Raw genomic sequence first — 11,925 nt, 5'->3', positions numbered from 1 at the left:
AAATGTTACTATAATCAAGGTTGCTCCTGAACGATGCTTTGGAGGATATTTATATGTCTTATCAAAAAGTGTCAAATGCTGAAAATGTAGTCGTTGGTCATAAACGAACATTGGAAGCAATCAAAAATGGTATAGTTAAAGAAGTTGTTATTGCAGAAGATGCTGATGTGCGGTTAACCCATGTTATCATTCGCACTGCTTTGCAACATAACATACCCATAACAAAAGTTGAATCAGTTCGTAAGCTTGGAAAAGTTTCGGGGATTCAAGTGGGAGCTTCAGCAATAGGAATAATAAGTTAAAACTGTTTTTGTGAGGAGAGAGCATTTGCTCTTCCTTGCAAAAACTTTGTTTTCAACTAATAATGAACCACCTGGATATGTGGTCATACAAACATGCGAAGGGAGGATAATCAAATGCCTACTATTAACCAATTAGTGAGAAATGGTCGTACTGATAAAGTATGGAAATCTAAATCACCTGCGTTAAACAAAGGTTTTAACTCTTTAAAGAAAAAATCAACTGATATCTCTGCACCTCAAAAACGTGGTGTATGTACTCGTGTTGGTACAATGACTCCAAAGAAACCTAACTCAGCGTTACGTAAATACGCTCGTGTACGTTTAACAAACGGGATTGAAGTTACAGCTTACATCCCAGGTATCGGTCATAATTTACAAGAGCATAGCGTAGTATTAATTCGCGGTGGTCGAGTAAAAGATTTACCAGGGGTACGTTACCACATCGTTCGTGGAGCGCTTGATACAGCTGGTGTTGACAAACGTATGCAAGGACGTTCTAAATATGGTACTAAGCGACCAAAACCTGCTAAAAAATAATAAACTTATAATGAAAGGAGGAACTCAATATGCCTCGTAAAGGACCTGTTGCGAAACGTGATGTGTTACCAGATCCAATGTACAATTCTAAGCTAGTAACACGCCTTATCAACAAAATGATGGTTGACGGTAAAAAAGGTAAATCTCAAACAATTCTTTATAACGCTTTCGATATCGTTCGTGAACGTTCAGATAAAGAACCAATGGAAGTATTCGAGCAAGCTCTTAAGAACATCATGCCTGTTCTTGAAGTACGCGCTCGTCGTGTTGGTGGTGCTAACTACCAAGTTCCAGTTGAGGTTCGTCCAGAACGCCGTACAACTTTAGGTCTTCGCTGGTTAGTAAACTATGCTCGTCTTCGTGGTGAAAAAACTATGGAAGAGCGTCTAGCTTACGAAATCTTAGATGCAGCTAACAACGCTGGTGCATCTGTTAAGAAACGTGAAGACACTCATAAAATGGCAGAAGCTAACAAAGCATTTGCTCATTACCGTTGGTAGGATTCAACGTAAAATAAATGTAAGCATAAACCGCTTTATTTGTCGCTTATGGAAGTGTGGAGAGGGAGAATGCCTCTCCCTTTCGTTGGGCGCTCGTTTTACATAATGAGGGTACTGGACACTGGCATATGTAACAATATAAAGTGGCTTTTTTGCTACTTAAAATAAAAAATCCAATCCATATATGGAAGGAGCAAGACACCAAATGACAAGAGAGTTCTCTTTAGAAAACACTCGTAATATTGGTATCATGGCTCACATCGATGCTGGTAAAACAACAGCAACTGAGCGTATTCTGTATTACACAGGACGTATTCATAAAATCGGTGAAACTCATGAAGGTGCATCTCAGATGGACTGGATGGAGCAAGAGCAAGAGCGTGGTATCACAATTACTTCTGCTGCAACTACAGCTCAATGGAAAGGTCACCGTGTAAACATCATTGATACTCCAGGACACGTAGACTTCACAGTAGAAGTAGAACGTTCTTTACGCGTACTTGATGGTGCGGTAGCAGTACTTGATGCACAATCTGGTGTAGAACCACAAACAGAAACTGTTTGGCGTCAGGCTACTACTTACGGTGTACCTCGTATCGTATTCGTTAACAAAATGGATAAGATCGGTGCAGATTTCTTATACTCTGTAGGAACAATCCACGATCGTTTACAAGCAAACGCACATCCAATTCAGTTACCAATCGGTGCTGAAGATGAGTTCAATGGTATCATTGATCTTGTTGAAGAGTGTGCTTACATGTACGGTAACGATTTAGGAACAGACATCGAGCGTGTCGAAATTCCTGAAGAGCACAAAGAACTAGCTGAAGAATACCGTGGAAAGCTTATTGAAGCGGTAGCTGAGCTTGATGAAGAAATGATGATGAAGTACCTAGAAGGTGAAGAAATCACTGTAGAAGAGCTTAAAGCTGGTATCCGTAAGGCTACAACTTCTGTAGAATTCTTCCCAGTAATCTGTGGTTCTGCATTCAAAAACAAAGGTGTTCAAATCCTGTTAGACGCAGTTATCGACTACCTACCATCTCCATTAGATGTACCTGCTATTAAAGGTACTCTTCCGGATACAGATGAAGAAGTAGAACGTAAGTCTAGCGATGAAGAACCATTCGCAGCTCTAGCATTCAAAATCATGACTGACCCTTATGTTGGTAAGTTAACGTTCTTCCGTGTGTACTCTGGTGTGTTAAACTCTGGATCATACGTGAAAAACTCAACTAAAGGTAAGCGTGAGCGTGTAGGACGTATCCTACAAATGCACGCTAACAGCCGTGAAGAGATTTCAACAGTTTACGCTGGTGATATCGCTGCTGCTGTAGGTTTAAAAGATACTACTACTGGTGATACTCTTTGTGACGAGAAGAGTCTTGTTATCCTTGAGTCTATGGAATTCCCAGAGCCAGTTATCTCTGTAGCTATCGAACCAAAATCTAAAGCTGACCAAGATAAAATGGGTACAGCATTATCTAAGCTTTCTGAAGAAGATCCAACATTCCGTGCTCACACTGACCAAGAAACTGGCCAAACTATCATCGCTGGTATGGGTGAACTTCACCTTGATATCATCGTTGACCGTATGCGCCGTGAATTCAAAGTCGAAGCAAACGTTGGTGCTCCTCAGGTAGCATACCGTGAAACTTTCCGCGCTGCTGCGAAAGTTGAAGGTAAGTTTGCTCGTCAATCTGGTGGACGTGGACAATTCGGTCACGTTTGGATTGAGTTTGCACCTAACGAAGAAGGTAAAGGATTTGAATTCGAAAACAAAATCGTCGGCGGTGTAGTTCCACGTGAATACATCCCAGCTGTTGGAGCGGGTCTTGAAGACTCACTTAAAAATGGTGTACTAGCTGGTTACCCACTAGTTGACATTAAAGCAGCATTAGTTGACGGTTCTTACCATGATGTCGATTCATCTGAGATGGCGTTCAAAATCGCTGCATCTATGGCACTTAAAGCTGCGGTTTCTAAATGTAACCCAGTAATTCTTGAGCCAATGATGAAAGTTGAAGTTGTAATCCCTGAAGAATACATGGGAGACATCATGGGTGACGTAACATCTCGTCGTGGACGTGTAGAAGGTATGGAAGCTCGCGGTAACGCACAAGTTGTTCGCGCTATGGTTCCGCTTTCTGAAATGTTCGGTTATGCGACAGCATTACGTTCTAACACTCAAGGACGCGGAACATTCTCAATGACATTTGATCATTATGAAGAAGTACCGAAGTCTGTTTCAGAAGAAATTATTAAAAAAAATAAAGGCGAATAATTGATTTTTATCAATTGTTCGAGTATAACTACTTATGTAAGCTTAGAAAGTGGGACGTAAGTTTCGCTTTCTAGTCTAAATATAAAATAACCTATATAAACTAAGGAGGAATTTAGAATGGCTAAAGCTAAATTCGAACGTTCTAAACCCCATGTTAACATCGGTACAATCGGCCACGTTGACCATGGTAAAACTACATTAACTGCTGCGATCACTACAGTTCTTGCAAAAGCTGGTGGTGCTGAAGCACGCGGATACGATCAAATCGACGCTGCTCCAGAAGAAAGAGAGCGCGGAATCACAATCTCAACTGCACACGTTGAGTACGAAACTGAAACTCGTCACTATGCACACGTTGACTGCCCAGGTCACGCTGACTATGTTAAAAACATGATCACTGGTGCTGCTCAAATGGACGGCGGTATCTTAGTAGTATCTGCTGCTGATGGCCCAATGCCTCAAACACGTGAGCACATCCTTCTTTCTCGTCAAGTAGGTGTTCCTTACATCGTTGTATTCTTAAACAAATGCGACATGGTTGACGACGAAGAATTATTAGAATTAGTAGAAATGGAAGTTCGTGACCTATTATCTGAATACGGATTCCCAGGCGACGACATTCCTGTAATCAAAGGTTCTGCTCTTAAAGCTCTTCAAGGAGAAGCTGATTGGGAAGCAAAAATCATTGAATTAATGACTGAAGTTGATGCTTACATCCCAACTCCAGAACGTGAAACTGACAAACCATTCTTAATGCCTATCGAGGATGTATTCTCTATCACAGGTCGTGGTACAGTTGCAACTGGTCGTGTAGAGCGCGGAATCGTTAAAGTTGGTGACGTAGTAGAAATCATCGGTCTTGCTGAAGAGAATGCTTCTACAACTGTAACTGGTGTAGAAATGTTCCGTAAACTTCTTGACCAAGCTCAAGCTGGAGACAACATCGGTGCTCTTCTTCGTGGGGTTGCTCGTGAAGACATCCAACGTGGACAAGTTCTTGCTAAAACTGGCTCTGTAAAAGCACACGCTAAATTCAAAGCTGAAGTTTTCGTATTATCTAAAGAAGAAGGTGGACGTCACACTCCATTCTTCGCTAACTACCGTCCTCAGTTCTACTTCCGTACAACTGACGTAACTGGTATCATCCAATTACCAGAAGGTACTGAAATGGTAATGCCTGGTGACAACATCGAAATGACTATCGAACTTATCGCTCCAATCGCTATCGAAGAGGGAACTAAATTCTCTATTCGTGAAGGTGGACGTACAGTAGGTTACGGTGTAGTTGCTACTATCGTTGAGTAATCTTAACTGATATAAAAACCCCCCAAGGGATTTCCCCTTGGGGGGTTTTGTTTGTGTTTATATAATGAATTGGATGATATCTTTATGTTTTGACGAGTTTCTTCTATAGTATATAAAAACATTAAAACGAAACCCAAAAACTGTAAAATGAATTCTAGTAGATGAAAACTTGAAATTCTTTAAAGTGCCATGTATAATAGCAAAAGTAGAGAAAAGCAGATGCAAACAAAAAGATGCTTGCATCTAGACTAATAACATTGTATAATAGACAATGTTGGTCTTTGACTGCGATGAAGTGGAAGGTTGCTGACACACCCGGCCGCTTTGCCATGGCATGGTGTGGGGAAATTTCCATGGAGAAGGTCTATTTTAGAAATAGGCGAACGAAGGAGGGAAAATAATGGCAAAAGAAAAAATTCGTATCCGTTTAAAAGCTTATGATCACCGTATTCTTGATCAATCAGCTGAGAAAATTGTAGAAACAGCTAAGCGTTCTGGGGCAACAGTTTCTGGTCCGATCCCATTACCAACTGAGAAGACTATTTACACAATTCTTCGTGCTGTTCATAAGTACAAAGATTCTCGTGAGCAATTCGAAATGCGCACACACAAACGTTTAATCGATATCGTGAGTCCTACTCCACAAACAGTAGATTCATTAATGCGTTTAGACTTACCGTCTGGTGTAGATATCGAAATTAAACTATAAATTATATAACTTAAAAATGTAGGAGGTGTAACTCATGACCAAAGGAATCTTAGGAAGAAAGATCGGTATGACTCAAGTATTTGCTGAGAACGGTGAGTTAATCCCAGTAACAGTTATCGCTGCTAATCCAAACGTTGTTCTTCAAAAGAAAACAACTGAAACTGATGGCTACAATGCAATCCAGTTAGGATTTGAAGATAAACGTGAAAAGTTAACTAACAAACCTGAACAAGGCCACACTGCTAAAGCATCTACAACTCCTAAGCGCTTCATTCGCGAAATCCGCGATGCAGACGTGGACGGATTAGAGGTTGGTCAAGAGGTAAAAGTTGAAGTTTTCGCTGCAGGTGAAATCGTTGACGTAACAGGAATTTCTAAAGGTAAAGGTTTCCAAGGTGTTATCAAACGCCACGGACAATCTCGCGGACCTATGTCTCATGGTTCTCGCTATCACCGTCGTCCAGGTTCAATGGGCCCAGTTGCTCCGAACCGTGTATTCAAAGGCAAAAAACTTGCTGGACGTATGGGTGGAGACCAAGTTACTATCCAAAACTTAGAAATCGTTCAAGTTGACACTGAGCGCAACTTATTACTAGTAAAAGGTAACGTTCCAGGTGCTAAGAAATCTCTTGTAGTTGTTCAAGGCGCTGTGAAGGTTAGCAAATAATTCACAATAGGAAGGAGGAATTCCAATGCCAAAAGTTACTGTATATAACCAAACTGGTTCACAGGTTGGTGAAATCGAATTAGCTGAAGCTATTTTCGGTATCGAACCAAATGAAGCTGTACTTTTCGAAGCTGTAATGATGCAACGTGCATCTTTACGTCAAGGTACACACAAAGTAAAAACTCGTTCTGAAGTTCGCGGTGGTGGTCGTAAACCATGGCGTCAAAAAGGAACTGGACGTGCTCGTCAAGGGTCTATCCGTTCTCCTCAATGGCGTGGTGGTGGTACGGTATTCGGACCTACACCAAGAAGCTATGCGTACAAACTTCCTAAGAAGGTTCGTCGTTTAGCAATTAAATCTGCATTAGCTACTAAAGTAGTTGAGAACAACATTGTAGTTCTTGAAGACCTAGTATTAAATGCACCAAAAACAAAAGACATGCTAGCAGTACTTAAAGGATTAACTGTTGAGAAGAAAGCTCTTATCGTAACTGCTGATGCAAACGAATCTGTAGAGTTATCTGCTCGCAATATCCCTGGAGTAACAGTAATCACTGCTGATGGCGTAAACGTTTTAGACGTGCTTCATCATGATAAGCTAATCATGACAAAAGCGGCAGTGGAAAAAGTAGAGGAGGTGCTTGCATAATGAGAGATCCTCGTGATATCATTAAGCGCCCAGTTATCACTGAACGTTCTATGGAAATGATGGCTGAAAAAAAATACACGTTCGATGTGGACGTTAAATCTAATAAAACAGAAGTTAAAGATGCTCTTGAAGCGATCTTTGGTGTTAAAGTAGAAAAAGTGAACATCATGAACTACAAGCCGAAAGCAAAACGCGTTGGTCGTCACGCTGGTTTTACTAGCCGTCGTCGTAAAGCAATCGTTAAGCTAACTGCTGACAGCAAAGAAATCGAAATCTTCCAAGGCGTTTAATTCTTACTAAAGAAGGAGGGAAATTGAGATGGGAATTAAAAAGTATAATCCAACTACTAACGGTCGTCGTAATATGACTACGAATGATTTCGCTGAAATCACGACTGACAGACCCGAAAAGTCTTTACTTGCTCCTTTAAGCAAGAAGGCTGGTCGTAATAACCAAGGTAAAATTACTGTACGTCATCAAGGTGGCGGACATAAGCGTCAATACCGTATCATCGACTTTAAGCGTAACAAAGATGGAATTCCAGGACGCGTTGCTACGATCGAATACGATCCAAACCGCTCTGCGAATATCGCATTAATTAACTACGTTGACGGTGAAAAACGTTACATTCTTGCTCCTAAATCATTAGAAGTAGGTATGGAAGTTATGTCTGGCCCAGAAGCTGACATCAAAATCGGTAACGCATTACCATTAATCAACATTCCAGTAGGTACTGTTGTTCATAACATCGAGCTTAAGCCTGGTCGTGGCGGACAATTAGTTCGTTCTGCTGGTACATCTGCTCAAGTACTTGGTAAAGAAGGTAAATACGTACTTGTACGTTTAACTTCTGGTGAAGTACGTCTTGTATTATCTGCTTGTCGCGCTTCAATCGGTCAAGTAGGTAACGAACAACATGAACTTATCAAAATCGGTAAAGCAGGTCGCTCTCGCTGGTTAGGTAAACGCCCAACAGTTCGTGGTTCTGTAATGAACCCGGTTGATCACCCACACGGTGGTGGTGAAGGTCGTTCTCCAATCGGACGTAAGTCTCCAATGTCTCCATGGGGTAAACCAACTCTTGGATTCAAGACTCGTAAGAAAAACAAAGCGTCTGACAAATTTATCGTTCGTCGTCGTAAAAAATAATGGGATTGTAGTACGGTTCATTTCTAGAACCGTACGCCAATCACGAAGGGAGGCACCAAAATGGCTCGTAGCTTAAAAAAAGGACCATTTGTCGATGATCACTTAATGAGCAAAATGGAAAAATTAGTTGCATCTGAGCAAAAACAAGTTGTTAAAACTTGGTCTCGCCGTTCAACAATCTTCCCTCAGTTCATCGGACACACAATCGCTGTATATGATGGTCGTAAACACGTACCTGTGTACATCACTGAGGATATGGTTGGCCATAAGTTAGGTGAATTCGCACCAACTCGTACGTATAAAGGTCACCTTGCTGACGATAAGAAAACTAGAAGATAATGAGAGGAGGCACTTCAATGCAAGCTAAAGCAGTAGCGAGAACAGTTCGTATTGCTCCTCGTAAAGTTCGTTTAGTAGTAGACTTAATCCGAGGTAAGCAAGTGGGTGAAGCGATTGCTATCCTTAACCACACACCAAAAACTGCTTCTCCAGTTGTAGAAAAAGTTTTAAAATCTGCAATCGCAAATGCAGAGCACAATTATGAGATGGATATTAACAACCTAGTTGTTGAAAAAGTCTTCGTTGACGAAGGTCCAACGTTGAAACGTTTCCGTCCACGTGCAATGGGTCGTGCAAGCCAAATTAACAAACGCACAAGCCACATCACAGTTGTGGTATCAGAAAAGAAGGAGGGATAATCGATGGGTCAAAAGGTTAATCCAATTGGTCTTCGTGTCGGTGTTATCCGTGACTGGGAATCTCGTTGGTTCGCTGAGAAAGATTACGCTACATTATTACATGAAGACATCAAAATCCGTGAGTACATTAATGTACGCTTAAAAGATTCTGCTGTTGCTAAAGTAGAAATCGAACGTGCAGCAAATCGTGTAAATGTTACAATTCACACTGCAAAACCTGGTATGGTAATTGGTAAAGGTGGTACTGAAGTTGAAGCACTTCGTAAAGCTCTTAACCAATTAACAGGCAAGCGTGTACACATCAACATTTTAGAAGTTAAGAGAGCTGATCTTAACGCTAAATTAGTAGGCGAAAACATCGCTCGTCAATTAGAAAACCGTGTATCATTCCGTCGTGCACAAAAGCAAGTTATTCAACGTGCTATGCGTGCAGGTGCTAAAGGTATTAAAACACAGGTTTCTGGTCGTCTTGGCGGAGCTGATATCGCTCGTGCAGAATCTTACAGTGAAGGAACTGTTCCACTTCATACACTTCGCGCTGATATTGACTATGCAGCAGTTGAAGCTGATACAACATACGGTAAATTAGGCGTAAAAGTATGGATCTACCGTGGAGAAGTCCTTCCTACAAAAAAGAAAGCTTCTGAGGAAGGAGGAAAATAATATGTTAATGCCAAAACGCGTAAAATATCGTAGAGAGCATCGTGGTAAAATGCGTGGTCGTGCTAAAGGTGGAACTGAAATTGCTTTCGGTGAATTCGGTTTACAAGCACAAGCTGCTTCATGGATTACAAACCGTCAAATCGAAGCTGCTCGTCGTGCAATGACTCGTTACATGAAACGTGGCGGTAAAGTATGGATTAAAATTTTCCCTTCTAAACCTTACACTGCAAAACCTCTAGAAGTACGTATGGGTTCCGGTAAAGGGGCACCAGAAGGCTGGGTAGCAGTAGTAAAACCTGGGAAAATTATGTTCGAAATCGCGGGTGTATCTGAAGAGGTAGCACGCGAAGCATTACGTCTTGCAGCTCACAAGTTACCTGTGAAATGTAAATTCGTAAAACGTGAAGAAAATGGTGGTGAATCTAATGAAAACTAATGATATTCGTGAATTAACCACTGCCGAAATCGAAACAAAAGTTAAAGCTTTAAAGGAAGAGTTGTTTAATCTTCGCTTCCAACTTGCTACAGGACAATTAGAGAATCCAACTCGCATTCGTGAAGTGCGTAAAGCAATTGCTCGTATGAAAACTGTAGTTCGTGAAAGAGAGATCGGAATTAATCGATAAATTGAGGGGAGGTTTGCATAGTGAGCGAACGTAACCAACGCAAAGTTTATACTGGTCGTGTAGTGTCTGACAAAATGGACAAAACGATTACAGTTTTAGTTGAAACTTACAAAACTCATTCCTTGTACGGAAAACGTGTTAAGTATTCTAAGAAGTACAAAGCCCATGATGAGCAAAACCAAGCGAAACTTGGCGATATCGTTAAAATCATGGAAACTCGCCCGCTTTCTGCTACTAAGCGTTTCCGTTTAGTTGAAATCGTTGAAGAAGCGGTTATTATCTAAATAGACGAATCGGAATTTTTAGTCCGAAGGGAGGTTTCATAACATGATCCAACAAGAATCTCGTTTGAAAGTTGCTGACAACTCTGGTGCACGTGAACTTTTAACAATTAAAGTATTAGGCGGCTCTGGTCGTAAATATGCTAACATTGGTGACATTATCGTTGCTACGGTAAAACAAGCAACACCAGGTGGCGTTGTTAAAAAAGGTGACGTTGTTAAAGCAGTAGTAGTACGTACGAAGAGCGGAGCTCGTCGTCCGGACGGTTCTTACATCAAATTTGATGAAAACGCAGCGGTTATCATTAAAGACGATAAGAGCCCACGTGGTACTCGTATCTTCGGACCAGTAGCTCGTGAATTACGTGATAGCAACTTCATGAAGATCGTTTCTTTAGCTCCAGAAGTTCTATAATTTAAGGTATTGCCTTGCTAAGGAGGTGCAGAATTAAGATGCATGTAAAAAAAGGTGATAAAGTACAGGTAATCACTGGTAAAGACAAAGGAAAACAAGGCGTTATCCTTGTGGCTTTCCCAAAGCAAAACCGTGTTATCGTTGAGGGTGTTAACATCGTTAAAAAACACTCTAAGCCATCTCAATTAAATCCACAAGGTGGAATTATTACTAAAGAAGCACCTATTCACGTTTCTAACGTTATGATTTTAGATCCGAAAACAGGTGAACCTACTCGCGTAGGCTTCAAAGTAGAAGATGGTAAAAAAGTTCGTATTGCAAAAAAATCTGGTGAATTATTAGATAAATAATTTTCTTAAGAAAGGAGGTCACTTCATTGAATCGCCTTAAAGAGAAGTTCCAAAAGGAAATTACTCCTGCTCTAGTGAGCAAGTTTAACTATAAATCTGTGATGGAAGTACCGAAAATCGAAAAGATCGTAATCAACACTGGTGTTGGTGACGCGGTATCTAACTCAAAAGCTTTAGACAATGCAGTAGAAGAATTAACACAAATCGCAGGTCAAAAACCTGTTGTAACTCGTGCTAAAAAATCAATCGCTGGTTTCCGTCTTCGTGAAGGTATGCCAATCGGTGCGAAAGTAACTTTACGCGGCGAGCAAATGTATGAGTTCTTCGACAAATTAGTATCGGTTTCTTTACCACGTGTACGTGATTTCCGTGGTGTTTCTAAGAAATCATTCGATGGTCGTGGGAACTACACATTAGGTGTTAAAGAGCAACTTATCTTCCCTGAGATTGATTATGATAAAGTAAGCAAAGTGCGCGGTATGGACATCGTAATCGTTACTACAGCGAAAACTGATGAAGAAGCTCGTGAACTTTTAACACAATTCGGTATGCCATTCCAAAAATAATGGAAGCCAACGCTAAGTAGAGGAGGCGAAAACGTGGCTAAAAAATCTATGATAGCGAAACAAAAGCGTACTCCTAAGTTTAAAGTACAAGAGTATACACGTTGCGAACGCTGCGGTCGTCCGCATTCTGTATACCGCAAATTTAAACTTTGCCGTATTTGTTTCCGTGAACTTGCATATAAAGGTCAAATTCCTGGTGTTAAAAAAGCTAGTTGGTAAAACCC

20 protein-coding genes are annotated in these 11,925 nt (G+C 40.9%); all 20 read left to right on the top strand.

All coding sequences use genetic code 11. The features are described from left to right. Window positions 1-53: 53 nt before the first annotated feature. The 20 genes from ASE54_RS23090 to rpsN all read left to right on the top strand — a co-directional run bounded on the left by ASE54_RS23090 (window position 54) and on the right by rpsN (window position 11,920). Window positions 54-302 carry a 50S ribosomal protein L7ae-like protein gene (locus tag ASE54_RS23090; RefSeq protein WP_000121833.1) on the top strand — a complete coding sequence of 83 codons (249 nt, stop codon included), beginning with the start codon at window positions 54-56 and terminating at the stop codon, window positions 300-302. Window positions 303-416: 114 nt separating this feature from the next. Further along, complete coding sequence (gene rpsL, locus ASE54_RS23085; RefSeq protein ID WP_001142341.1) at window positions 417-839, top strand: 30S ribosomal protein S12; 423 nt, start codon at window positions 417-419, stop codon at window positions 837-839. 29 nt (window positions 840-868) lie between these two features. Further along, window positions 869-1,339: a 30S ribosomal protein S7 gene (gene rpsG / locus ASE54_RS23080; protein ID WP_001137492.1), complete on the top strand. Its 471-nt coding sequence runs from the start codon at window positions 869-871 to the stop codon at window positions 1,337-1,339. 205 nt (window positions 1,340-1,544) lie between these two features. Next, the gene (gene fusA / locus ASE54_RS23075) at window positions 1,545-3,623 is read left to right on the top strand and encodes an elongation factor G (RefSeq protein ID WP_000196384.1); all 2,079 of its coding nucleotides are present in this window, start codon (window positions 1,545-1,547) and stop codon (window positions 3,621-3,623) included. A 117-nt stretch (window positions 3,624-3,740) separates the two neighbouring features. Then, a complete protein-coding gene (tuf, locus tag ASE54_RS23070) occupies window positions 3,741-4,928 on the top strand; it encodes an elongation factor Tu (protein WP_001029617.1) in 1,188 nt (395 codons plus the stop codon). A gap of 400 nt (window positions 4,929-5,328) precedes the next feature. Continuing rightward, window positions 5,329-5,637 (top strand): 30S ribosomal protein S10, encoded by a 309-nt coding sequence (gene rpsJ, locus ASE54_RS23065; protein ID WP_001040595.1) that lies wholly within the window; start codon window positions 5,329-5,331, stop codon window positions 5,635-5,637. A gap of 34 nt (window positions 5,638-5,671) precedes the next feature. Continuing rightward, complete coding sequence (gene rplC / locus ASE54_RS23060) at window positions 5,672-6,304, top strand: 50S ribosomal protein L3 (protein WP_000160209.1); 633 nt, start codon at window positions 5,672-5,674, stop codon at window positions 6,302-6,304. 25 nt (window positions 6,305-6,329) lie between these two features. Then, the gene (gene rplD / locus ASE54_RS23055; protein ID WP_001127258.1) at window positions 6,330-6,953 is read left to right on the top strand and encodes a 50S ribosomal protein L4; all 624 of its coding nucleotides are present in this window, start codon (window positions 6,330-6,332) and stop codon (window positions 6,951-6,953) included. Next, entirely contained in the window at window positions 6,953-7,243 is a 291-nt protein-coding gene (rplW, locus tag ASE54_RS23050) for a 50S ribosomal protein L23 (RefSeq protein WP_001205558.1), read from the top strand. The genes rplD and rplW overlap by 1 nt, the downstream gene beginning before the upstream one ends. 28 nt (window positions 7,244-7,271) lie before the next feature. Continuing rightward, window positions 7,272-8,102 (top strand): 50S ribosomal protein L2, encoded by an 831-nt coding sequence (gene rplB, locus ASE54_RS23045; RefSeq protein WP_000511583.1) that lies wholly within the window; start codon window positions 7,272-7,274, stop codon window positions 8,100-8,102. Between the two features lie 60 nt (window positions 8,103-8,162). Beyond that, window positions 8,163-8,441: a 30S ribosomal protein S19 gene (rpsS, locus tag ASE54_RS23040; protein ID WP_000124454.1), complete on the top strand. Its 279-nt coding sequence runs from the start codon at window positions 8,163-8,165 to the stop codon at window positions 8,439-8,441. Window positions 8,442-8,458: 17 nt separating this feature from the next. Next, window positions 8,459-8,800, top strand: coding sequence for a 50S ribosomal protein L22 (gene rplV / locus ASE54_RS23035; protein ID WP_001148024.1), 342 nt, complete (start codon window positions 8,459-8,461; stop codon window positions 8,798-8,800). Window positions 8,801-8,803: 3 nt separating this feature from the next. Continuing rightward, window positions 8,804-9,463 carry a 30S ribosomal protein S3 gene (gene rpsC / locus ASE54_RS23030; RefSeq protein WP_000529956.1) on the top strand — a complete coding sequence of 220 codons (660 nt, stop codon included), beginning with the start codon at window positions 8,804-8,806 and terminating at the stop codon, window positions 9,461-9,463. 1 nt (window position 9,464) lies between these two features. Continuing rightward, on the top strand, window positions 9,465-9,899 hold the full coding sequence (gene rplP / locus ASE54_RS23025; RefSeq protein WP_000928969.1) for a 50S ribosomal protein L16: 435 nt from the start codon (window positions 9,465-9,467) through the stop codon (window positions 9,897-9,899). Then, window positions 9,889-10,089 carry a 50S ribosomal protein L29 gene (gene rpmC, locus ASE54_RS23020; protein WP_000855718.1) on the top strand — a complete coding sequence of 67 codons (201 nt, stop codon included), beginning with the start codon at window positions 9,889-9,891 and terminating at the stop codon, window positions 10,087-10,089. Before rplP ends, rpmC begins: the two co-directional genes overlap by 11 nt. Before the next feature lie 20 nt (window positions 10,090-10,109). Further along, on the top strand, window positions 10,110-10,373 hold the full coding sequence (gene rpsQ / locus ASE54_RS23015; RefSeq protein ID WP_000004106.1) for a 30S ribosomal protein S17: 264 nt from the start codon (window positions 10,110-10,112) through the stop codon (window positions 10,371-10,373). A gap of 43 nt (window positions 10,374-10,416) precedes the next feature. Further along, window positions 10,417-10,785 (top strand): 50S ribosomal protein L14, encoded by a 369-nt coding sequence (gene rplN / locus ASE54_RS23010; protein WP_000615912.1) that lies wholly within the window; start codon window positions 10,417-10,419, stop codon window positions 10,783-10,785. A gap of 38 nt (window positions 10,786-10,823) precedes the next feature. Beyond that, complete coding sequence (rplX, locus tag ASE54_RS23005; protein WP_000558200.1) at window positions 10,824-11,135, top strand: 50S ribosomal protein L24; 312 nt, start codon at window positions 10,824-10,826, stop codon at window positions 11,133-11,135. Window positions 11,136-11,161: 26 nt separating this feature from the next. After that, window positions 11,162-11,701, top strand: coding sequence for a 50S ribosomal protein L5 (rplE, locus tag ASE54_RS23000; protein ID WP_001080829.1), 540 nt, complete (start codon window positions 11,162-11,164; stop codon window positions 11,699-11,701). 33 nt (window positions 11,702-11,734) lie between these two features. Next, window positions 11,735-11,920 (top strand): 30S ribosomal protein S14, encoded by a 186-nt coding sequence (gene rpsN / locus ASE54_RS22995; RefSeq protein WP_001085700.1) that lies wholly within the window; start codon window positions 11,735-11,737, stop codon window positions 11,918-11,920. The last annotated feature ends 5 nt before the right edge of the window (window positions 11,921-11,925 follow it).

This window comes from Bacillus sp. Root131, assembly GCF_001429475.1.
GTDB classification, from domain to species: Bacteria; Bacillota; Bacilli; order Bacillales; family Bacillaceae_G; genus Bacillus_A; species Bacillus_A thuringiensis_S.
Note: the sequence above shows the minus strand (reverse complement) of the source record. Positions and strands in the feature narration are given on the sequence as shown.